The organism is Pseudoxanthomonas putridarboris, assembly GCF_038321125.1.
Classification (GTDB): Bacteria; Pseudomonadota; Gammaproteobacteria; order Xanthomonadales; family Xanthomonadaceae; genus Pseudoxanthomonas_A; species Pseudoxanthomonas_A putridarboris.
Map to the genome: position 1 here is coordinate 54,783 of NZ_JBBWWT010000011.1, position 22,810 is coordinate 77,592.

Here is a 22,810-nt window from a genome sequence, read left to right on the forward strand (position 1 = left end):
TCTATCGGTCTGAGAGTCTCGCACCGTTGCATGTCCGGTGAAAGTCGCATCATGTAGGAGGGGCTTCAGCCTCGACCGGGAACGGGAAACGGCCATCAGGATTGTTCGCCATCCGGGCGCGCTGCGGCGCGTTCGTCAATGTGCGCTCATGACGACGGTCGGGGCGCGGGCTGAAGCCCCTCCTACAGGGGAGTCGGCGGATTCACGGCATCACGCCGACGCATACCGCGCCGCGCCGCCGACCCAGCGTGCGATGACGCGGTCGGCGGCGACGGGATCGTCCGCGAGCAGCCGGTCGGCCAAGGTGCGCACCTGCGGCAGCAGCGCCGCGTCGCGCGCCAGATCGGCCACGCGGAATGCGGCCAGGCCGGTCTGCCGCGTGCCCAGCAGTTCGCCGGGGCCGCGCAGTTCCAGGTCCTTTTCGGCGATCACGAAGCCGTCGTTGGTCTGCCGCATCGTCGCAAGGCGATGCCTGGCCATCATCGACAGCGGCGGCTGGTACATCAGCACGCAGCTGGACGCGGTGGCGCCGCGGCCGACGCGTCCGCGCAACTGGTGCAACTGCGCCAGGCCCAGCCGCTCGGCGTTCTCGATGATCATCAGCGATGCGTTGGGCACGTCCACACCGACTTCGATCACGGTGGTGGCCACCAGCAGGTCGATCTCGCCCTGCTTGAAGCGGCGCATCGTCGCCTGCTTGTCGGCCGCCTTCATGCGCCCGTGCACCAGCGCCACGCGCAGTTCCGGCAGGGCGGTGGAAAGCGTCTCGAACGTGGTCTGCGCCGCCTGCGCCTCGATGCGGGTCCCTCCGCCAGCACCCGGCCATCCCTGGCCGGACTTTCCGCTTTCTTCGCTGTCGTCGATCAAGGTGCACACCCAGTACGCCTGCCGCCCTTCCGCGCATGCCGCGCGGATGCGTTCCACCAGCTCCGGCCGGCGCTCGGCGCTCAGCGCCACGGTCTGCACGGGAGTGCGTCCCGGCGGCAGTTCGTCGATGGCGGACACGTCCAGATCGGCGTAGGCCGCCATCGCCAGCGTGCGCGGGATCGGCGTGGCGGTCATCACCAACTGGTGCGGCACGCGGTCCTTGCCCGCGCCCTTGTCGCGCAACGCCAACCGCTGGTGCACGCCGAAGCGATGCTGCTCGTCGACGATCGCCAGGCCCAGGTCGCGGAAGGTCACCGCCTCCTGCATCAGCGCATGCGTGCCCACCACCACCTGCGCCTGTCCGGACGCCACGTCGGCCAGCACGGTGGCGCGCGCCTTGCCGGTGACCTTGCCGGCCAGCCACGCCACCCGCACGCCCAGCGGTTCCAGCCAAGTGCGCAGGTTGGCCAGGTGCTGCTCGGCCAGCAGTTCGGTCGGCGCGGCCAGCGCCGCCTGTTTGCCGGCCTCCACCGCCAGCATCGCGGCCAGCGCCGCGACCACGGTCTTGCCGCTGCCCACGTCGCCCTGCACCAGCCGCAACATCGGCGAAGGCCGCTTCAGGTCTTCGCGGATCTGCGCGTAGACGCGCTGCTGCGCGCCGGTGAGCTTGAACGGCAGCGATTTCTGCAGCGCGTTGGCCAGCTTGCCCTTCCCCGCCAACGGCGGCGCGCCGTGCCGCTGCATCGCCAGCCGCTGGCGGCGCAGGCTGAGGTGGTGGGCCAGCAGTTCCTCCATCGCCAACCGCCGCTGCGCGGGATGCGTGCCCAACGCCAGCGCGGCGATGTCGGCATCGCGCGGCGGCCGGTGCATGGTCAGCAACGCCTGCCGCAGCGAAGGCAGGCCCAGGCCGGCCAGCATCGCCGGCGGCAGCAACTCCAGCGCGGCCTCGTCCGGCAACCGGTCCAGCGCCAGCCCGATCAGCTTGCGCAGCGTGGCCGGACCGATCCCCTCCACCGCCGGGTAGACCGGATCGAGCGCCTCGCCCAGCGCGACCTCGTCGTCATCGCCCAGCACGCGGTAGCTGGGGTGGACGATCTCCAGCCCGTTCTGCCCCGGCTTGGGCGTGCCGTAGCAGCGGATGCGCGCGCCGACGGCGAACTGCGCCACCTGCGCCGCGCGGAAATGGAAGAAGCGCAGCACCAGCGTGCCCTGCGACTCGTCGCCCACGGCCACCCGCAGCACCGGCCGATAGCGGAAACCCCGTTCGACCGCTTCCACCCGGCCTTCCACCTGCGCCGGCACGCCGGGCCGCAGGAAGCGGATCGGCGTGATCGCGGTGCGGTCCTCGTAGCGCAACGGCAGGTGCAGCCACAGGTCCTGCACCGTCAGCAACCCGCGCGCCGCCAGCTTCTCGACCACGCGCGGGCCCGCGCCCGGCAGGCGGCTCAGGGGTTCGGAGGAAAGCTCGACAGGAACAGCGTCACGGCGTGCAGGCATCCGCCAAGGATGCCGGGATCGGCGCGAAACAAAAACCCCGGCGCCTCCCGGCACCGGGGTTGCGTCCCCATCGTTCGCCTGGCGAACGCGCGACTGGCGGGTTCAGAACTTCACGCTCACTTCCATGCCATAGATGCGCGGCTCGCTGACCACCGCGCCGACCGTGCCGAACGCTTCGCGGCCGTAGACGTTCAGCTGGGTCACGTACTGTTCGTCGAAGATGTTGTTGCCGTACACCGCCCAGTTCCAGTGGCCATCGGCCGACGTCCAGGCCAGCCGTAGATCGGTGCGGTTCTGCGATTCGCCGGTGGAGAAGCCCGGCAGGTCCACGCAATCGCCGGAACCCAGGTTGTAGGCGTTGGCGCGGCAGCTGCCCCGATAGGAGTGGCGCAACGCCAGCCGCAGGTCGCCGGCATCGCCCAGCTGCCAGGTGTAGTGGCCGCCGATGGCCGCGGACCACTTCGGTTCGCCGGTCGGCTCGCCGTCCAGATCCAGCAGGCCCGCCGCGGTCTCCACGCCATAGTCCTTGTACTTGGCGTCGATGTAGGCGGCGTTGAAGTCCATGCCGAAGGCGTCGGTGACCTGCCAGCGCAGGTCGAAGTCCACGCCCGTCGCTTCCACGTCGCCGGTGTCCACCACGAAGCGCGGGATGGTGCTGGTGTTGTCCAGCCGGATCGACTGGCGGTTGTCGTAGCGGTAGTGGAACACCGACACGTTGTAGGCCAGCCGCGCCTCCGGCAGGGCGTGCTTGATGCCGACTTCCAGGTTCCACACGTCCTCGTTGTCGAACTCGCTGCCGATCTGCAGCGCGTTGAAGCCGCCGGCCTTGTAGCCCTTGGCCAGCGAGGCGAAGCCCATCAGATGGTCGGTGAAGTGGTAGTCGGCGACGAAGCGCGGGCTCCAGTCGCTCCACGAATCGCTGGCGCGATTGGTCACGCCCTTGTTCATCATCGCCGGCGGATCGATGAAGGCCAGGTCGAAGATGAAGGTCTCCTTCGGCACGCCGGCCAGCGCGAAGAAGCCGGCCGCGTCCAGCGCATCGAGCGTGGCGTCCAGGGTGGGCGCGTTGCGCAGGTCGTTGAACCAGGTGAAGTCCTTCTCGTCGCGCGTGTAGCGCAGGCCGAAGGTCAGGTTGAGCTTGTCGTTGACGTGCCAGATGACGTCGCCAAAACCGGCGTAGGCCTTGGTCTTGAGCGTGTTCCGGAAGGACTCGTTCCAGCTGTGGCCCAGCAGCGTCAGCGGAATGCCGTTGGCCGCCAGCACCTGCGAGAAGAAGCCGAACAACGTGCCGTCCGGCGTCGGCGCCAGGCCCAGGTTGGCGACCGCGGTATCGACGGCCGTGCTGGTGGTGTCGATCTCGCTGGTCTGGCTGGCTTCCTCCTCGTAGTAGCTCAGGCCCGCCACCCAGTCCAGTCGGCCGCTGGCGCCGCTGAACTTGAACTCCTGGTATTTGTTCTCGTTGGACTCGCTGTTGGTGGAACTCAGATAGAGGTTGGGCCGGTTGGTGCCGTCCTCCTCCACCCGGTTCAGTGAATCGAACTGCCGCCAGGCGGTGGTCGAGGTCAGGTTGCCCCAGCCGAACGCGTGGTCGACGATCAGGGTGACGCCGTCGAAAGTGCGCCACTCGGCATTGTCCGCCGTGTCGTTGAAGATGCGGATATCGCGCGGATCCAGGTAGGCGTCCGGGTCGGCCGGCGCCGCCGGCCGGCCCGGGCTGGGCGGCAGCGGCACGATGCCGGTGGTCGGGCGCCCCTGCTGGTCCAGGCTCTCGTGGTCCCAGCTCAGCAACGCGGTGGTGTTGTCGCCCAGGCCGACCTGCCAGGCCGCGCGCGTGGCCCAGACGTTGTCGCCGCCCAGATCCTTGCCGGTGGCGCCGTCCTTCAGCCAGCCGTCGCCGTGGTTGAACAGGCCGTTGAGGCGCAGCGCCGAACGCTCGCCGACGGGAATGTTGGCCATGGCCTCGACGTACTGCTTGCCGTAGTTGCCCAGCCTCAGCTTCAGCGCGGCTTCGGTCTCGCCGGTCGGGCGCTTGGTGATGATGGAGACCGCGCCGGCGGCGGTGTTGCGGCCGAACAGCGTGCCCTGCGGCCCCTTCAGCACCTCGATGCGCTCCACGTCGGTCAACGGCAGCAGGATGCCGCCGCTGCGGCCGGTGTAGACGCCGTCGATGAAGACGCCCACGGCCGGATCGGTGCCGATGCCGAAGTCGTCGGTGCTGATGCCGCGCAGCGCGATGGACGGCTGGGTCGGCTGCACGCTGTTGATCTGCAGGCCGGGCACGAAGCTGTCCAGGTCGCCCATGTCCTCGGCGGTGACGTCGCTGATGATGCGGTCGTTGAGCACCTGCAGTGCGATGGGCACGTCCTGCAGCTCCTGCTCGCGGCTCTGCGCGGTGACGGTGATGACATCCAGCGTGGTCGCGTCCGCCGGCGGCGCGGCGGGCGGCGGCTGTTGCGCCCAGGCCGTGCCGCCCGCGCCAAGCGCCACGCAGCCGCCGAACAGCGCACGGCGAAGCCCGATCACCAAGTTCCGTTGCATCACTCTCATCACTCCCTCCCAAGAAGCGTTGTGCGGAGCCGGCCATCAGGTGGCCGGCGGATTGTCCTGCCCTGCGGTACCACCGATGTCGCAATTTCCCGGCTCACCCTCGATCCATGCCCGTATCAGCTGCACCCCTTCGCGGTGCACGATCGAGCGCCCCAGCTCCGGCATCATCACCGCCGGATCGGCGCTGTCCATGCGGAAGTCGAAGATCGAGCCGTCCGGATCGCCCGGCACGATGTCGTACCGGCGATCGCCGGTGCCCTTGCCCGCCGCGATCGGCTGCTTGCAGAAACCCAGCTTCAGCCGGTCCTGCGTGCCCGCGTCCAGCCACAGGCCGGACGTGATCGCCGGGCCGGTGGCGCTGTGGCAGTGGCCGCAGTTGATGTCCAGATAGGCGCGGGCGCGTTGTTCGACGCCGGCATGTACGGCATCGGACGCGTCCGCGCTTCGTGGCGCCTGGCCCGCATCCGGCGCGCCGGTGAGATAACCCACGCGCGCCAGGTGCGCCAGTTGGTTCTCGCTGCCCGTGGCGTAATCGAACTCGCGGTTCAGATGCCGCGCCTTCGGCCCGATGGGCGACAGCTTGCGCGACCTGTTGTCGGTGATGTGGCAGCCGCCGCACTGGTTCTGGTCCGGCACCTGGTAGTCGGCGGCCTCGCGCAGACCGTCGGCATCGACCAGTTCCAGTGCGATCAGGTCGCCGGTGCGCTTCAGTCGGGCTTCGGTCTGTGCCTCGTTCCAAACATAGGGCAAGGCCACCCAGCCCTCGGCGCGATGCACCAGCAGCCGCGTCTCGATCAGGCGCACCTGGCGCAGATCCAGCGTTTCGTCCTTAAGCACGGACTGCGAAGGCGGCGTGCGCGCCACCGACTTGCCGTCCCACGCCTGCCCGGGGGGCAACGGGTAGTAGAAGGTCTTGCTGAGGATGGTGCCCACGGGGAAGTCGAACGCATGCTCCGGCTGGTAGGTCGCCGCCATGCCCTTGGGCATCCACACGGTGCGCAGCTTGTGCGCGTAATCGCTGAACAGCGGCGTGTTGAGATCGTAGGGCACCACGCCCGGGTTCAACCGCAGCTTGCCGTCCTCGACGCGCAACACGCCCCACTCGCTCAACGCGGCCGGCTGGCCTTCGGCGATGAAGTTCACTTCCGGCATGCGCTGGCACGCCGACAGCGCCAGCGCCGCCATGCCCAGCAACAACCCGCGTACCGCCGACTTCCGCATGCCGATCCTCAACCTCGCTTCAGGTCCACCGCCGGCAGGCGCGGCAGTTCGCAGTCGTACGGCTTCATGTCCTTGCTGGGATTCTTGTAGCCGCCCGGTCCGTCGGCGTTGATCACGCCGCTGACATCGCGCAGGCAGATCTGCGGGCCGGTCTTCCTGCCGTCCACCACGCGGTCCTTGTTGTAGTAACCGTCCCACAGCACGTCGGGAAAGCTGCCGCGCAGGCCGTACATCGCCACCTTCAGCGCCTTCAGGTCGAACCCGTCGGGCGAATCGCCGCCGCCGGACAATGTGTTGCCGTGGATGAAGATGCGCTCCGGGTACGGATCGAAGTTGGGCGAGGCGCTGCTGTCCTTGTAGCCGGTGGAGTACACGCTGGAGACGATGATGTTGGTGGTGGCGTTGTCGCGGATCTCGTTGTCGAAGATCTCGATGTCGTCGTTGGAATTGATGACGATGCCCGAACCCGCCGGTACGCTGGCCACCGGCGTGCCCTTGGCGCCGAAGTTCTCGTGGTTGTTGGCTATCACCTTGTTGTTGTAGACGCGGATGTTGCCGCCCTGTTGCGAAAGGCCGGGCATGTTGAACACCAGGATGCCGCCGGTATTGCCGGTGGCCACGTTCTCGTAGACATCGGCGTTGATGGTGTTTTCGATCTCGATGCCGGCGACGTTCTGCTCGGCGCGGCTGCGGCGGACGATGACGCCGTCGGACTGGCCCACGTAGATGCCGGCATCGGACGCACCGATGGAGACGGTGTCCTCGATCAGCACGTTCTTGGTCAGCACAGGGTAGATGCCGTAGGCGCCGTTCCTGGTGCTGGGGCCGCCGGTCCACTGCACCTTCACGCCGCGGATGGTGATGTTCTCCGATTCGCTGATCTTCAGGCCGTCGCCCTTGGAGTCCTCGATGGTGAGGTTCTCGATGGTGAAATCGTCGCCGTTGACCAGCAGGCCTTCCGCGCCGGCCTTCTGCCCCTTGAAGCTCAGCACGCTCTTGTCCATGCCGGCGCCGCGGATCGTCACCCCGTCCGCGCGCAAGGTCAGGCTGCGGTCGAAACTGTGCCGTCCGGCGGGGATCTCGATCACGTCGCCCGGCTTGGCGTCCAGCAACCGTTCCTGGAAGGTGGCGGCGAAGCCGGCCTCGCCCGCCGGCATGGCCGGCGCCTCGGGCGCCTTCTGCTGGCAACCGACGGCCATGAGTCCCGATGCGGCGAGGATCGCCGTGGAAATGCTGCGCTGCATGAATTCTCCTCTCCCATACGCCAGCGAATACAGCATGCAGTCTCGTGCGCCGGCGCGCTTTACGCGGAGGGCAGGAGCGGCATACTAAGGGGGGCAAAGCGGACAAGCTGGAGGGGCTTCGATGCACTGGAAACCGGGTTCGGACGGCGGCAGCCGCCTTTCGGTCGCCAACCTGCCGACCAACATGCTGTGCAGCCTGGTGCTGCTGGCGGGCGAGCTGGGCGTGAACTGCGATGCCTGGTTCGCCGGCATGCGGCTCAACGTGCAGGAGATCCACGACCCGCAGGCGCGCGTGTCCTACCGGCAGGCCAGCGAAGTGATCCGTCGCGCGTTGCCCACCCTGCCCATCGACGGCGTCGGCCTGGCCATCGGCGGCAAACAGAACGGCGGCAATTTCGGCCTGCTGGGCCTGGCCATGAAGACCGCGCCGACCTTCGGCGATGCCGTCAGCATCGGGATGGAGTACCAGCGCAACCTGGGCCCGCTGATGGACCTGGCGCTGGACGAGCGCGACGGCGGCACCATCGCCGTCATCGCCACCGCGCCGGAAGAAGCCAGCGACCTGCTGCCGTTCCTGTGCGAGGAAATGTTCTCCAGCACGCTGATGCTGGCGCGCGAGCTGGCCGGACCCGAGTTCAGCCCGCTGCGGCTGGACCTGGGCTACGCGCCACCCTCGTATGCGCCGCGCTACCACGAACTGTTCCGCTGCGAAGTGCGCTTCGACCAGCCGCACCACGCGATGGTCGTGGACCGGCGTTGGCTGGAACTGCCCTTCTCCAGCTACAACCCGGTCACCTCGCGGCAGGCGCTGGCCCTGTGCCGCGCGCAACTGGCCGCCATGGCGCTGCGCGGCGAGACCACCGCGGCGGTGGAACGGCAGCTGCGCCCGCGCCTGCGCGAGAACCCGCAGATGACCGAGATCGCGGCGGCGCTGCACCTGAGCGAACGCACGCTGCGGCGGCAATTGTCGGAGGAAGACGCCAGCTTCAGCGCCATCCACGACCGCGTACGCACCGAACGCGCGCTGGAGCTGCTGCAGAATCCCGACCTGACCATCGCCTGGATCGGCAGCCAGATCGGCTTCAACGACGTGCGCGAATTCCGCCGCGCGTTCAAGCGCTGGACCGGCCACACGCCCAGCGAGGCGCGCCGGCACGTGGCCTGAACTCGCCGCCGATCAATCCAGCGCCATCACCGCATCGACCTCGAACGCCGCGCCCTTCGGCAGGCCGGACACCTCGATGGTGGAGCGCGCGGGATAGGGAGCGGAAAAATACTCCTGCATCACCGCATTGACCGCGGCGAACTGGCCCAGGTCGGTCAGGTACAGGCCCAGCCGCACGATCCGGTCCAGCGATCCGCCCGCGGCTTCCGCCACCGCCTTGAGATTGTCGAAGGCGCGCCGCGCCTGCACGGCGATGTCGCCTTCCACCAGGTTGCCGGTGGCCGGGTCCAGCGGAATCTGCCCGGAGAAGTACACCGTATTGCCGGCCCGCACGGCCTGCGAATAAGGCCCGATGGCGGCGGGGGCATGGTCGGTGTGGATGATCTGCTTGGTCATGCGGGATTTCTCGTTGAAGGTATGACGCGGGGTGTGGGAGCGGCCTCCGGCCGCGAGCTTCAGCACGGAAAGAAGAGCTCGCGGCCGGAGGCCGCTCCCACCAGATTACTGCCTGCGCACGCCGTGCACGACGTTCAAGCGGCGCAGCCGGCGCATCACCTCGGCCAGGTGGTTGCGGTCGCGCACCTGGATGGAGAAGCGCAGCACGGCCATGTTGATGTCGCGCTCCAGGTATTCCACGCGCTCGATGTTGGACTGGCTCTTGGCCACCGCGGCGGCGACCTGCGCCAGCACGCCGGGGCGGTTCTCCACGTCGATCAGCAGCGAGGCGTCGTAGTCGCCGCTGACGTTGGCGTCCCAGGCGATGGGCACCCAGCGTTCGGGCGACTTGCGGAATTCGGTGACGTTGGGACAGTCCAGCCGGTGCACCACGATGCCCTTGCCGGCGGTGTGGTAGCCCATGATCTCGTCGCCGGGAATCGGCTGGCAGCAGTTGGCGAAGCTGACCACGCCGCGCTCGGTGCCCTTGATCAGGATCTTTTCCTGCGAATGGCGCGAGTGCCCACCGCCGCGCAGCTCGGCGAAGGCGGTCAGCGCCTGCGCGGCCTGCGCCGGCATCCAGTTGCCCAGCGCCACGTCGGCGAGGAGGGCTTCCAGGCGTGGGTAGCGGTGCTCGGCGAGGAACGCCTCCAGGCGCTGCTGCGGCAGGCGTTCCAGCGAGCTGTCCAGGTCCTCCAGCGCGCGGTCCAGCATGCGGTGGCCCAGTTGCACGGCGTCTTCGTGTTCCAGTTGCTTCAACTGGTGGCGGATGGCGGTGCGCGCCTTGCTGGTCACCACGAACTCCAGCCATTGCGGCTTGGGCGCGGCGGACTTGGCGGTGATGATCTCCACGCTCTGCCCGCTGCTCAGCTTGGTGCGCAGCGGCACCAGCTTCTTGTCCACACGCGAGGCCACCGCCTGGTTGCCCACGTCGGTATGCACCGCGTAGGCGAAATCCAGCGCGGTGGAGTTGCGCGGCAGCGACAGGATCTTGCCCTTGGGCGTGAACAGGTAGACCTCGTCGGGGAACAGGTCGACCTTGACGTTCTCCAGGAACTCCAGCGACGAGCCGGCCGCGCGCTGGTTGTCGATCAGTTCGACGATCCAGGCGTGCGCGCGGTTCTGCGCGCTGTTGGGCGAATCGGTGCCGTACTTGTAGGTCCAGTGCGCGGCGATGCCGCGCTCGGCGATCAGGTCCATCTCCCGCGTGCGGATCTGCACCTCGATCGGCGAACCGTACGGGCCGAACAGCACCGTGTGCAGCGACTGGTAGCCGTTGGCCTTGGGGATGGCGATGAAATCGCGGAAGCGCCCGTCCAGCGGCTTGTACTGCGCGTGCGCGGCGCCCAGCGCGTGGTAGCAGGCCGGCACCGAGTCGACGACGACGCGGAAACCGAACACGTCCATCACCTGGTCGAAGCTCTTCCCTTCGCCGCGCATCTTGTTGTAGATGCTCCACGGCGTCTTGATACGGCTGACCAGGCGATGCTCGATGCCCTCCTTGGCCAGGCGCTGCGACAGGTGCGCCTCGATCTGCGCCATCGATTCGCGCCGCACCACCGGCTGGCTGCGGATGTGCTTCTCGATGATCGCGTGCCGCCACGGGTGCAACGCGCGGAAGCCCAGGTCCTGCAGTTCGGACTTCACCAGGTTCATGCCCAGCCGCTGCGCGATGGGCGCGTAGATCTCCAGCGTCTCGCGGGCGATGCGCTTGCGCGCCTCGGGGCTCTGCGCGCCCAGCGTGCGCATGTTGTGCAGGCGGTCGGCCAGCTTGATCATGATCACGCGCAGGTCGCGCGACATCGCCAGCAGCATCTTGCGGAAGCTTTCCGCCGCCGCTTCCTGGCGGTCGCGGAACTTCAGCTTGTCCAGCTTGGTGACGCCATCGACCAGTTCGGCGACGTCCTCGCCGAATTCACCGGCGATCTCGTCGCGGGTGAGCGGGGTGTCCTCGATGGTGTCGTGCAGGATGGCGGCGATCAGCGTTTCCGCATCCATGCCCAGCTCGGCCAGCACGCCGGCCACGGCGACGGGATGGGTGATGTAGGGTTCGCCCGACTTGCGGGTCTGGCCGATGTGCGCGGCGGCGCCCACTTCCCAGGCGCGGCGCAGCAGCGGCAACTGGTCCTTGGGCAGGTAGCCGGCGGTCTTTTCGAATTGCGCGACGTAGTCCGGCAACGCGTCGTCGCGCGACGACGCGGGAGTGCGGAGTGCCTTGGCGGTGCGGCCTGGGTTCATGCCGCCAGCCTATGCCAGTCACGCGGCAACGGCAACGCACCGGACCCGAGGCGTACAGAATGCGGAAAGCCCGCGAGAGCGGGCTTTCCGGCGATCGTCCGTTTCGATCGAAACGTCAGATGAAGGCGATGCTCAGTCGTCGCCCTTGGACAGGTCGTCGTCGGCGACGACTTCGGCGGCGGCCCACTCCAGCGCCTCGCGCTCGGCGCGCTCGCGCTCGGCCTTCTCGACGCGGTCGATCAGGTCGTTGTCGATCCGGCGCGCGGCGATCTCGCGCAGGGCCAGCACGGTGGGCTTGTCCTGGGCTTCGTTGTTGTCGATCTGCGGCTCGACCCCGTTGGCGAGCTGGCGGGCGCGCTTGGCGGCCATGGTGACCAGTTCGAAACGGTTGTTGACGACTTCCAGGCAATCTTCGACGGTGATGCGGGCCATGCGGGCTCCCGGCGACCGGCTGGCCGCCCAGTGAATACGGAAAGGGGGCGGGATTGTAGGCAGATTGCCGGGGGATTGCAAGTCTTTCCTTGAAAATCAAATAGTTATCTTTGATCCTGGCCGCTGTAGGAGGGGCTTCAGCCCCGACGAGGGAGCCCTAAACGGCGATCAGACTGTCATCGCCCGGGGTGCTGCCGGGACGTCGTTGTCCTGCACTTCGGGGACACACGGTCGGGGCTGAAGCCCCTCTTACAAAGAGCATCGGGCCTGAAGGCCCTCCTACACAGACTCACTCGGCCAGCAGGGTGGCGATCAGGCCGGCATGGCGCACGTCCTGGGCTTCGCGGCGCAGGCGGCTGGCGGTGAAGATGGCGTGCATCTGCTCCACGGCGGTGTCGAACACGTCGTTGACGATGACGTAGTCGAATTCGCCGTAATGGGACATCTCCTCGCGCGCGGCGGCCAGCCGGCGCTGGATGACCTCTTCGCTGTCCTGCCCGCGGGCGCGCATGCGCTGTTCCAGCGCGTCGCGCGAGGGCGGCAGGATGAACACGCTGACCGCATCGGGCACCTTCTCGCGCACCTGGCGCGCGCCCTGCCAGTCGATTTCCAGCAGCACGTCCTTGCCGGCGTCCAGCTGCGGCTCCACCGACTGGCGGGCGGTGCCCTTCCAGTCGCCGTGCACGCTGGCGTACTCGAAGAAGTCGCCGGCGCGGATCATCGCCTCGAACTCGGCCGCGGTGATGAAGTGGTAGTGCTGCGCATGGCGCTCGCCCGGGCGCGCGGCGCGCGAGGTGAACGAGATGGACAGGGCGATGTCCGCATCGCGCGCCAGCACCGCGTTGACGATGCTGCTCTTGCCCGCGCCGGACGGCGCCGCGACGATGTAGAGCGTGCCCCGCTGGGCGGGGCCGTGATCGGCGATTCGGGATTCGGGATTCGCCAAGACGGTTTCCCGTTCGTTGAAGGTCAGGTCTGTCATCGTAGCGGCGTTCTTGCCAATCCCCAATCGCGAATCCCGGCTACTCGATGTTGGCCACTTGTTCGCGGATCTGGTCGATCAGCACCTTCAGCTCCACCGCGATGTTGGTGGTGCGGATGTCCACGGACTTGGAGCCCAGCGTATTGGCTTCGCGGTTGAATTCCTGCAGCAGGAAATCCAGCCGGCGGCCCGCCGGCTCGGGCTGCTTGAACACGCGGCGGATCTCCTTGACGTGGCTTTCCAGCCGGTCCAGTTCCTCCTCCACGTCCAGCTTCTGCAGCCAGAGCACCAGTTCCTGCTCCAGCCGGCCGGCCTCCATGTTCTGCGCCACGTCGGCCAGGCGCGCCTCCAGCTTCTGCCGCTGGCCGGTGCGGATCAGCGGGATCAGCGTGCGCGCCTCGGCCGCCAGCGCGGCGATGCCGTCCACCCGCTCCAGGATGGCGGTGGCCAGCTTGCCGCCTTCGCGCTCGCGCGCGGCGACGAACTGCTCCAGCAGCGTGTCCACCAGCGCCAGCGCGTCGGCCTGCAGCTTCTCCGGGTCCACGCCCTTGCCCTGAAGCACGCCTGGGAACTGCAACACGTCGGTCAGTTCGACCCGCAGGCTGGGCAGGCGCGCCGCCAGGTCCAGCGCCAGTTCGGACAGCTGCGCCACCCGCTGCGCGTTCAACTGCAGGGCGCCATCGCCCTCCGACGCGCGCAGGCGCAGGGTGAAATCGAGCTTGCCGCGCGACACGCGGGTGGCGATGCGTTCGCGCAGCGCCGGCTCCAGCGCGCGCAGTTCGTCCGGCAGGCGCACGCCCAGTTCCAGGAAGCGGTGGTTGACCGCGCGCAGTTCGGCCCCCAGCGTGCCGCCCTCGGTGGCGCGTTCGGCGGTGGCGAATGCCGTCATGCTGCGGATCATGGCTGGCCCAACGGACTGATGAAGGCGCGCATGTTACCAGCACCGGCCCGTTTGCCCGGCCCGCCCGCACGGGACTGCTAAACTCGCGCCCCCTCACCCCGGAACCGCCCATGACCTTCTCACGCCCCAGCGGCCGCCTCCCCGAGCAGATGCGCGAGGTCGGCCTGCTGCGCAACTACACCCGGCATGCGGAGGGCTCGGTGCTGGTCAGCTTCGGCCACACCCGCGTGCTGTGCACGGCGACCGTGGAGAACAAGGTGCCGGGCTTCCTGCGCGGCAAGGGCGAAGGCTGGGTGACCGCTGAATACGGCATGTTGCCGCGTTCCACCCATACCCGCAGCGACCGCGAGGCTTCGCGCGGCAAGCAGGGCGGGCGCACGCTGGAGATCCAGCGGCTGATCGGCCGCACCCTGCGCGCCTGCGTGGACCGTGCCGCCCTGGGCGAGCGCACCATCACCCTGGACTGCGACGTGCTGCAGGCCGACGGCGGCACCCGCACCGCCGCCATCACCGGCGCCTACGTGGCGCTGGTGGACGCGGTGAACTGGCTGAAATCGCGCAACGACATCAAGCGCGACCCCATCCACGGCGCGGTGGCCGCGGTGTCGGTGGGCATCTACCGAGGCGTGCCGGTGCTGGACCTGGACTACGCCGAGGACAGCGATTGCGACACCGACATGAACCTGGTGATGAACGACGGCGGCGGTTTCATCGAACTGCAGGGCACCGCCGAAGGCCATGCGTTCCGCCGCGACGAACTGGATGCGCTGCTGGCGCTGGGCGAAAAGGGCATCGGCGAACTGTTCGCGGCCCAGCGCGCGGCGCTGGCGGGATAGCCCCCTGTGGGAGCGATGTGAGTCGCGACGGACCCGCCGGTAAAGCCCCGTCGCGACTCACATCGTTCCCACAATCCGACCCTGCGTCGGCCGCGCAGGGCCGACCTACGCGATGATCCCTGGAACTTCCATGCCCCAGACCCTCAGCCTGATCACCCTTCTGGTGGACGACTACGATCGCGCCATCGCCCACTACTGCGGCGCGCTGGGCTTCGAGCTGCGCGAGGACAGCGACCACGGCGGCGGCAAGCGCTGGGTGCGGGTGGCGCCGCCGGGCAGCACGGAAACCTGCCTGCTGCTGGCGCAGGCCAGCACCGACGAGCAGCGCGCGCGCATCGGCGACCAGACCGGCGGCCGGGTGGGCTTCTTCCTGCGGACCGACGACTTCTGGCGCGACCATGCGCGGATGATCGCCAACGGCGTGGCGTTCCTGGAAACGCCGCGCGAGGAACGCTACGCCACCGTGGCCGTGTTCCGCGATGCCTACGGCAACCGCTGGGACCTGCTGCAACCCAAGCCCTGACACCCCACCACAGGACACCCCACGTGAAGCTGGTCCTCGCCTCCTCCAACCACGGCAAGCTGGAAGAACTGCGCAGCCTGCTGGCCGACAGCGACATCGAACTCATCGCGCAGTCCGACCTGGGCGTGGACGATGCCGACGAAACCGCCACCACCTTCGTCGAGAACGCGCTGATCAAGGCCCGCCACGCCTGCCAGCTCACCGGCCTGCCGGCGCTGGCCGACGACTCCGGCATCTGCGTGGATGCGCTGAACGGCGCCCCCGGCCTGTACTCGGCCCGCTATGCCGGCGAGCACGGCAACGCCGGCCGCAACATCGACAAGCTGCTGGATGCCCTGGCGGACGTGCCGGACGCGCAGCGCAGCGCGCACTTCTATTGCGTGCTGGTGCTGCTGCGCCACGCCAACGACCCGCAACCGCTGATCGTGGAAGGCGAATGGCGCGGCCGCATCCTGCACGCGCGCCAGGGTGATGGCGGCCACGGCTACGACCCGGTGTTCTTCGACCCGGAACACGGCCAGTCCGCCGCCGAGATGCCACTGACGCTGAAGAACGGCCTGAGCCACCGCGGCAAGGCGCTGGCGGCGTTGAAGCAACGCTTGCTGGAGCAACCGTAGGAGCGCCCTCGGGCGCGATGCTTTTGCCTGATCGCCGGAAAAGAGCATCGCGGGCATGGCCCGCTCCTACAATAGGCACATGCTGATCCCGCCACCCCTGTCGCTGTACGTGCACCTGCCGTGGTGCGTGCGCAAATGCCCGTACTGCGATTTCAATTCGCACCAGGGCAAGGGCGCGCTGCCGTTCGACGACTACATCGACGCGCTGCTGCGCGACCTGGACCAGGACCTGCCACTGGTGTGGGGCCGCACCGTGCACAGCGTGTTCTTCGGCGGCGGCACGCCCAGCCTGTTCCCGCCGGAGGCGATCGACCGCTTCCTGCAGGCGGCCAGCAGCCGGCTGCGCTTCGCGCCGGGGCTGGAGATCACGCTGGAAACCAATCCCGGCACCGCCGAGCACGGCCGTTTCGACCGCTACCGCGAGGCCGGCGTCAACCGCATCAGCTTCGGCATCCAGAGCTTCGACGACGAAAGCCTGAAGAAACTCGGCCGCATCCACGACAGCCGCGAGGCCGAGCACGCGGTCAAGCTGGCGCAGGATGCCGGCTTCGACAATTTCAACCTCGACCTGATGTACGCCCTGCCCGGGCAGTCGCTGGCGATGGCCGAGCACGACCTGGAACGCGCCTTCGCGTTGCAGCCGGCGCACATCTCCCACTACCAGCTGACGCTGGAACCCAACACGATCTTCTTCGCCCGGCCGCCCCAGGGCATTCCCGACGAGGACCATGCCTGGAACATGCAGGAACACTGCCAGGCGCTGCTGGCCGATGCCGGCTACGGCCATTACGAAGTCAGCGCCTATGCGCGGCCGGGCCGGCAGTGCGGGCATAACCTGAATTACTGGCGCTTCGGCGACTACCTGGGCGTCGGCGCCGGCGCGCACGGCAAGATCACCCTGGGCGCCACCCAACAGATCCTGCGCCGCTGGAAGGTCAAGCACCCCACCGCCTACCTGGCCCAGGCCGGTGTGCCGCAGGGCATCGGCGGCGACGACGACATCGCGCCGGAACGGCGTCCGTTCGAGTACATGCTGAATGTGCTGCGGTTGCACGAAGGCTTCGCGCTGGCGGATTTCCCCGCATGCACCGGCCTGCCGGTGGACCGCATCGCGCCGCAGCTGGCCCACGCCGAACGGCAGGGCTGGCTTGCCGTCGGCCCGACCCATGTCGTCCCCACCGCGCTCGGGCGGCGTTTCACCAACGACGTGGTGGCGCTGTTCCTGACGGACTGATCCCGGCTCCCGCCGGCCCCGCCGCCCTCACCCCTCGTCAACTTTCCGGTTTGTAAGCTGGCCGGAGTGTGATAAATGATCCTGTAACAGGGGAGCCATTGCCACCGATGCCAGCGCCACGACCGCCTTCGCCCGCCGCCGCGCCGACCACCATCGCGTCCGCACCGCTGCCGCCCCGCGTGCGGCGCGTGCTGCAGAACCTGTACGACCACATCGCCCCCGATTTCATCACCGCGCTCAACGGCATGCTGGCGGAGTTCGAGCAGCAGTTGTTCAAGCAGGCCGAACAGGCGCGCAACAACAACCGCCAGGCCGAACACTTCGTCAACCTGCGCGCCCTGCAGAAGAACCGCGGCGAGCTGATCCCGCACTACATGTTCGGCCTGGAAGCCGAACTGGCCGCGCTGCGCACGCCGCGCGCCGTCAACGAGGAAAAGTCCCCCGTGCGCGTGGACTACCAGACGCTGACGCTGGTGGAAGACGCGGTGATGGACCAGGAGATCGTGCTGCGCGAAGTGGCGCGCCGCCACGAGATCCGCGCCAATGCGCAGATGATGATGCTGGGCCAGCGCATGGGCGTGCTGGCCGGCGGGCCCGCCTTCGATGCGGACACCCTGCCGCTGGGGCCCAACCGCCTGTGCCACGTGCTGAAGGACGCCGCCGCCAACCTGGAGATCGCGCTGGACGCGCAACTGGTGCTGTACCGCACCTTCGACACGAAGGTGATGCAGAACTACACCGAGTGGGCCGGGACGGTGAACCAGTTCCTGTCGCGCGAAGGCATCCTGCCGGGCCTGGTCTACACCCCGCGGCGCGTGCGCGCGACCGACGCCATCCGCCGCAGCCCGCTGGACGAACGCGACAGCGGCGCACGGCCCATGACCAACTGGCAGGGCCAGGCCGGCGCATCGCACTGGACCACGCTGACGCCCGACCAGCTGGGCGCGGTGGCCAGCGCGCTGACCGGCACCCCGCACGCCGCGGCACAGCCTGGGGCGGGCGGCGGCGGCTCCACGACGACGGCGCCCGGCGGCGCCGCGCCCCATGCCGGCGGCGGGGCCGCCGCGGCATCGGGCGCGGCGGGCTCTTCGCCCGTCCCGGCGGGCAGCCCCGACGAATGGGCCGGTTCGTTCGAAGTCCTGCAGAAGCTGTTGTCGATCCGTCGCGGCGGTCTGGAGGCCGATGCCCTGGCGCAGGCAGGACACGGCCCGGGCCTGGCCGCCGGCGGCGCCACGGGGCCGGCCGTGGCCGGCGGCGGTTCCGGAGCTGCGGCCGACGGCTCCGGACCCGGGCCGGGGCATGCCGGCGGCGGTGAAGGCGCCGCCGGCAACACGGGAGACCCCGCGCACAGCGCGGGAACCGGCGGCACCGAGGCCGGCGCCGGGACTTCGCCCGGACATTCCGCCGCCAATACGGGCGGCAGCGTGCCCATGCGGCGCCTGCTGCCCACGCCGGACGTGCTGGACACCCTGCAGGTGCTGCAGACCGCGCCGCTGCCGCCGCGCACGCCGGACCAGCCGCGCCGCACCGTGCAGGACCTGCAACAGGAACTGCTGACGCGCGTGCGCGAGCAACACGGCCCGCAGGCTTCGCTGGCCAGCGCCGATTCGGACACCTTCGAACTGCTGGACCTGCTGTACAACGAGATCGAACGCGAAGTGCAGCACGACGCACCCGCCGCCGACCTGCTGGTGCGCCTGCAGGTGCCGGTGGTGCAGGCGGCGCTGCGCGACCGCAACTTCTTCCTGCGCGCGCAGCATCCGGCGCGCGACCTGCTCAACACCGTGGCCGAATCCGGCGCCACCTGGCTGGGCGAGGACGACGTGGACCCGCACCTGGTGCAGAAACTGCACACTGCGGTGGATACCGTCGTCGAAACCTACCAGGGCGACGAAAAGGTCTTCGAGGACGCCAACCAGGACGTCCAGAAACACCTGACCGCCATGGCGCGCAAGGCCGAGCTGGCCGAGCGGCGCCATATCGAGGCCGCCCGCGGCAAGGACCGGCTGGAAGTGGCCAAGCAGCGCGCGGCCGACACCATCAGGACCGCGCTGAGCGAGTCGCAACCGCAGAAGTTCGTGCAGGCGCTGTTGAACCAGGCCTGGGCCGACGTGCTCACGCTGACCCTGCTGCGCAACGGCGAATCCTCCGGCGAGTGGGCCGAGCAGTTGCAGACCACGCTGGAGATCGTGGCCGCCACCACCGCCGAGAACGCGCCGCCGAACGCGGAGCTGGCCGGCAAGGTCGAGAAGTCGCTGGTGCAGGTGGGCTACCACGAGGACGAGGCCGCCGCCATCGCGCGCCGGCTTTCCAGTTCCGAGGAGGACGAAACCACCTCGCGCACCGAACTGACCGCCCGCCTGAAGGCGCGCACCCGGCTGGGCGAGAAGGGCGAAGCCAGGAAGAAACCCGCGCAGCCGCGCACGCCGCAGGAACAGGAGTGCTACGACTACCTGCGCACGCTGCCGTTCGGTACCTGGTTCGAGTTCACCCGGAACCAGCAGGGCGACGTGCACCGCCAGCGCCTGTCGTGGTTCAGCCCGATCACCGGCAACGCGCTGTTCGTCAACCAGCGCGGCCAGCGCGTCGGCGAGCATTCGCTGGACATGCTGGCGCACCTGATGGCCAAGGGCCAGGCGCAGGTGGTCACCGAGGACCGCGGCCGCCTGATCGACCGCGCCTGGAACGCCACCCTCAAGGCCCTGCGCAGCCTGACGGGCAAGGGCGACGCCCCCGCCGCCGATGCCCCGACCGGAGCCTCCGCATGATCCGCGAGTTCCGCCGCGCCCGCCGCCGCAACGTGCCCAAGCCGGTCACCGTGTTCGACCTGATGACCGAGCAGGCCATCGGCCGCCTGGGCAACGTCTCCGAGTCCGGCATGCTGCTGATCGCCACCGCACCGGTGGTGGACGACGCGCTGTACCAGTTGCGCTTCCACCTGCGCGACGAACGCGGGCAGGACGTCCCCATCGACGTCGGCGCGCACCTGCTGTGGTCCGCGCAGGCCAACACGCCGGGGCAGGCATTCGCCGGCCTGCGTTTCCTGACCATCGAACGCGAGCCGCTGGAACTGCTGCGGCGCTGGGTCAACGCCGGGCCGGAAGCGGAGTAGAGAGCAGTGAAGCCGTGCGCTTCGCGCACTGAAAGTCGGCGGCTTACGCCGCCTGTAAAGAGCGAAGAAAAGCGCTTTCACCCCTGACTTAGAACCTGTTCACGATCTCGAAAAAGTGAGTTCGTCATTCCGGCGGCTTCAACAGCCGAATGGCTGGTCAAGCCGGAACCCAGTGTCTTTAGCTCTTCGGAATGCTCGCGTCGACTCAATGAAAGTCGCTGGGTTCCGGCTTGCGCCGGAATGACGGGTCTTTTTTCCCGAATACCGGCCGCGCTGCTCGAGCCGGCCGCGCCGCTCGAGAGCGTGAACAGGTTCTTGCAGGCTGCGTAGCAGCCGGCTTACACCCTTCACAGGCCGCGCCAGCGGCCGACTTCACGCTTCACCCCTTACCGCTTTACCCGTTTGCGGCAAAATGGCGGCTCTCCTGCAAGAGCCGCCGCGATGAACGCACCCGCTTCCCCCAGCACCGAACTCGTCCCCCTGTACGCCGATCACCTGGCCGCGATGAAGCGGCGTGCGGACGAGGCGCTGGCGCGCGGCGGCTTCGACCACCTGGTCGTGCCCAGCGGCACGCAGCACTGGCAGGTGTTCGACGACCGCGACTATCCGTATGCGGTCAACCCGCAGTTCAAGGCCTGGCTGCCGCTGACGCGCGTGCCGTACAGCTGGCTGGTGTATACGCCCGGACAACGGCCGAAGGTGATCTTCTACCAGCCCTTCGACTACTGGCATGTGGTGCCGGACGCGCCCAGCGGCTGGTGGGTGGACCACTTCGACATCCACGTCATCCGCAAGCCCGAGGAGGCGCTGGCGCTGCTGCCCAAGCCCGCCGCGCGCTGCGCGATCCTGGGCGAGCCGCAGAGCGCGCTCGGCGAGTACGTCCCGAACAACCCGGACGCGGTGATCCAGTACCTGGAATACCAGCGCTCGTACAAGACGCCGTACGAGATCGCGATGATGCGCGAGGCGCAGCGGCTGGCCGTGCGCGGCCACCGCGCCGCCGAAGCCGCGTTCCGCGAAGGCTGGAGCGAGTTCGCCATCCACATGGCCTACTGCGGCGCGGTCGGCCAGGACGCCAACGACCTGCCCTACGGCAACATCGTCGCCCTGAACGAGCACGGCGCGGTGCTGCACTACACCGAACTGGGCCGCGCCGCGCCGGACCCGGTGCGCAGCTTCCTGATCGACGCCGGCGCCAGCTTCCACGGCTACGCCAGCGACATCACCCGCACCTATGCGTTCGACAGTGGCAGCGAGTTCCAGGCGATGATCGATGCCGTCGATGCCGCGCAGGTCCGCATGTGCGAGGGCGTGCGCGCCGGCGCGGACTACAAGCGGTTGCACGTGGATGCGCACCTGACGCTGATGGGCATCCTGAAGGACTTCGGCGTGATCACCGTGTCGCCGGAAGCCGCGCTGGCCACCGGCGTCAGCGCGGCGTTCTTCCCGCACGGCCTGGGCCACCCCATCGGCCTGCAGGTGCACGACGTGGCCGGCTTCGCCGCCAGCGACCGCGGCGGCCGCATCGAGCGCCCGCCGGGCCATCCCTACCTGCGCATGACCCGCGTGTTGGAGCCGGGCATGGTGGTGACCATCGAGCCGGGCATCTACTTCATCGACATGCTGCTGGACGAAGTGAAGAAAAACGGCCACGCCGCCAGCGTCGACTGGGCCCGCGTGGACGCCTTCCGCCCCTACGGCGGCATCCGCATCGAGGACGACGTGCTGTGCACCGAAGGCGATGCCGACAACCTGACCCGGCCGGCGTTCGCGGAAGCGGGTTGACCCGCAACGTGCGGGACCTGGCCGCACCGCCATTCGTCCCTGCCATGATCGGCCGGCCGCGGGGTTGCGCGGCAACGGGACCGGCCCGGATGCACCGATGCAGCCCGCGGCACACGCAACCTGCCTCTGCATTACCCGCCGCGGACACCTCGATACAGGTTATGACGGCTGCGCGGGCCTGTCATACGCTTTCCGCAGCTTCTTCGGAAAGCGCCGAAACCCATGCAGCGCCTGATTTGACGCCATGTCGCACCGGCTCCAGAATCGGGGTTATGCCCCTGTTTGGGGTCTATTAGTAGTTAGGCCCATCAGATAGTTTCCTGCAACCCAAGATCAAGAAGCCCAGCCATGCCGGTCCCCCAGCAGATTTCAGCGCATTTCAAGCAACAGCAGGCAAAGATCCTCGATGCTTTGCATGAGGATGTAATGGCCGGCATTCCCGATACTTGGACAAGCGCTGTCCTCACCATCGAGACCGATGGCAACTGGACCCAGTACAAGCTTAAGAACAACGTAGGTGAGCCTGGTAAGGCCACAATCAGCGACCTTATTGCCCAGCTCAGCGAGGAGTTCTACGTTAGTTCAGCCTCATGCGGCTCCGCGTGGATCAAAGCCGACCTTAGCTACACTAAAGTTTCGGATAACAATTGGTCCTTCCGTGCAGACTTTACCTATGCAGACTGAGGCTGGGCCTAACAATTCATTCAAGCCGAACCCTCTTCGCGGGTCGGCTTAACTCAAGCGTTAGGCATCACAAGGAGACATTCATGAGTAACTTTGAGTTCAAGATCGAAGAAGTGACGCGAGACGGCTACATCGCTTGGGACGCAGTTGATGCAAAGGCCGGAATTCGCTTTCCTGTCAACGCCAGCGCGCCTTACACGGCAGGCACATTTCCTGAAATTACCGATTATCTTAAATCTCAAGGCGCCGACTTCGTGGTCACCTATCTTGACTCTTCCAGAGACTCGCTAACTGGCACAACGTGGGTATATACACGCGGTAGCGACAAGGTCACTGTCCATGACATTCCGCGCACCATCATCAAGATTACTGTTGGCTAATGCGCGTGATGCCTAACAATTCATTCAAGCCGACGCCGCTTCGCGGCGCGGCTTAATTCAGGCGTTAGGCATTGCATGTTCAAGATCACGGTCTCTTGCCGGGGAATGTC

At 68.0% G+C, this 22,810-nt stretch carries 19 protein-coding genes; 10 read left to right on the forward strand and 9 right to left on the reverse strand.

Annotation, left to right across the window (positions count from 1 at the left end):
- Positions 1-210: 210 nt before the first annotated feature.
- The 4 genes from recG to AAD027_RS16980 all read right to left on the reverse strand — a co-directional run bounded on the left by recG (position 211) and on the right by AAD027_RS16980 (position 7,412).
- Positions 211-2,364 (reverse strand): ATP-dependent DNA helicase RecG, encoded by a 2,154-nt coding sequence (gene recG / locus AAD027_RS16965; protein ID WP_341727217.1) that lies wholly within the window; start codon positions 2,362-2,364, stop codon positions 211-213.
- A 102-nt stretch (positions 2,365-2,466) separates the two neighbouring features.
- Positions 2,467-4,902: a TonB-dependent receptor gene (locus AAD027_RS16970; protein WP_341727218.1), complete on the reverse strand. Its 2,436-nt coding sequence runs from the start codon at positions 4,900-4,902 to the stop codon at positions 2,467-2,469.
- Between the two features lie 45 nt (positions 4,903-4,947).
- Positions 4,948-6,132: an SO2930 family diheme c-type cytochrome gene (locus AAD027_RS16975; RefSeq protein WP_341727219.1), complete on the reverse strand. Its 1,185-nt coding sequence runs from the start codon at positions 6,130-6,132 to the stop codon at positions 4,948-4,950.
- Positions 6,133-6,140: 8 nt separating this feature from the next.
- Positions 6,141-7,412 (reverse strand): parallel beta-helix domain-containing protein, encoded by a 1,272-nt coding sequence (locus AAD027_RS16980; protein ID WP_341727220.1) that lies wholly within the window; start codon positions 7,410-7,412, stop codon positions 6,141-6,143.
- An 85-nt stretch (positions 7,413-7,497) separates the two neighbouring features.
- Here AAD027_RS16980 and AAD027_RS16985 point away from each other — a divergent pair, with 85 nt between their 5' ends.
- Complete coding sequence (locus tag AAD027_RS16985) at positions 7,498-8,541, forward strand: AraC family transcriptional regulator (protein WP_341727221.1); 1,044 nt, start codon at positions 7,498-7,500, stop codon at positions 8,539-8,541.
- A gap of 12 nt (positions 8,542-8,553) precedes the next feature.
- Here AAD027_RS16985 and AAD027_RS16990 read toward each other — a convergent pair whose 3' ends face one another.
- The 5 genes from AAD027_RS16990 to AAD027_RS17010 form a co-directional block, all read right to left on the reverse strand.
- Positions 8,554-8,937 carry a RidA family protein gene (locus AAD027_RS16990; protein ID WP_341727222.1) on the reverse strand — a complete coding sequence of 128 codons (384 nt, stop codon included), beginning with the start codon at positions 8,935-8,937 and terminating at the stop codon, positions 8,554-8,556.
- Positions 8,938-9,042: 105 nt separating this feature from the next.
- A complete protein-coding gene (locus AAD027_RS16995) occupies positions 9,043-11,214 on the reverse strand; it encodes a RelA/SpoT family protein (protein ID WP_341727223.1) in 2,172 nt (723 codons plus the stop codon).
- Positions 11,215-11,346: 132 nt separating this feature from the next.
- The gene (gene rpoZ / locus AAD027_RS17000; protein WP_341727224.1) at positions 11,347-11,646 is read right to left on the reverse strand and encodes a DNA-directed RNA polymerase subunit omega; all 300 of its coding nucleotides are present in this window, start codon (positions 11,644-11,646) and stop codon (positions 11,347-11,349) included.
- Between the two features lie 289 nt (positions 11,647-11,935).
- A complete protein-coding gene (gmk, locus tag AAD027_RS17005) occupies positions 11,936-12,628 on the reverse strand; it encodes a guanylate kinase (protein WP_341727225.1) in 693 nt (230 codons plus the stop codon).
- A 40-nt stretch (positions 12,629-12,668) separates the two neighbouring features.
- Positions 12,669-13,529, reverse strand: coding sequence for a YicC/YloC family endoribonuclease (locus AAD027_RS17010; RefSeq protein ID WP_341727226.1), 861 nt, complete (start codon positions 13,527-13,529; stop codon positions 12,669-12,671).
- Positions 13,530-13,639: 110 nt separating this feature from the next.
- Here AAD027_RS17010 and rph point away from each other — a divergent pair, with 110 nt between their 5' ends.
- The 9 genes from rph to AAD027_RS17055 all read left to right on the forward strand — a co-directional run bounded on the left by rph (position 13,640) and on the right by AAD027_RS17055 (position 22,700).
- Positions 13,640-14,365 (forward strand): ribonuclease PH, encoded by a 726-nt coding sequence (rph, locus tag AAD027_RS17015; RefSeq protein ID WP_341727227.1) that lies wholly within the window; start codon positions 13,640-13,642, stop codon positions 14,363-14,365.
- A 130-nt stretch (positions 14,366-14,495) separates the two neighbouring features.
- Positions 14,496-14,888, forward strand: a complete 393-nt coding sequence (locus AAD027_RS17020; RefSeq protein ID WP_341727228.1) for a VOC family protein — start codon at positions 14,496-14,498, stop codon at positions 14,886-14,888.
- 23 nt (positions 14,889-14,911) lie between these two features.
- Positions 14,912-15,505, forward strand: a complete 594-nt coding sequence (gene rdgB / locus AAD027_RS17025) for an RdgB/HAM1 family non-canonical purine NTP pyrophosphatase (RefSeq protein ID WP_341727229.1) — start codon at positions 14,912-14,914, stop codon at positions 15,503-15,505.
- A 79-nt stretch (positions 15,506-15,584) separates the two neighbouring features.
- A complete protein-coding gene (gene hemW / locus AAD027_RS17030; protein ID WP_341727230.1) occupies positions 15,585-16,739 on the forward strand; it encodes a radical SAM family heme chaperone HemW in 1,155 nt (384 codons plus the stop codon).
- A gap of 107 nt (positions 16,740-16,846) precedes the next feature.
- Positions 16,847-19,507 (forward strand): DUF1631 domain-containing protein, encoded by a 2,661-nt coding sequence (locus AAD027_RS17035; RefSeq protein ID WP_341727231.1) that lies wholly within the window; start codon positions 16,847-16,849, stop codon positions 19,505-19,507.
- Positions 19,504-19,851 (forward strand): PilZ domain-containing protein, encoded by a 348-nt coding sequence (locus tag AAD027_RS17040; protein WP_341727232.1) that lies wholly within the window; start codon positions 19,504-19,506, stop codon positions 19,849-19,851. Before AAD027_RS17035 ends, AAD027_RS17040 begins: the two co-directional genes overlap by 4 nt.
- A gap of 441 nt (positions 19,852-20,292) precedes the next feature.
- Positions 20,293-21,636, forward strand: a complete 1,344-nt coding sequence (gene pepQ / locus AAD027_RS17045) for a Xaa-Pro dipeptidase (RefSeq protein ID WP_341727233.1) — start codon at positions 20,293-20,295, stop codon at positions 21,634-21,636.
- Between the two features lie 348 nt (positions 21,637-21,984).
- Entirely contained in the window at positions 21,985-22,320 is a 336-nt protein-coding gene (locus AAD027_RS17050; protein ID WP_341727234.1) for a hypothetical protein, read from the forward strand.
- Between the two features lie 83 nt (positions 22,321-22,403).
- On the forward strand, positions 22,404-22,700 hold the full coding sequence (locus tag AAD027_RS17055; protein WP_341727235.1) for a hypothetical protein: 297 nt from the start codon (positions 22,404-22,406) through the stop codon (positions 22,698-22,700).
- Positions 22,701-22,810 lie beyond the last annotated feature (110 nt).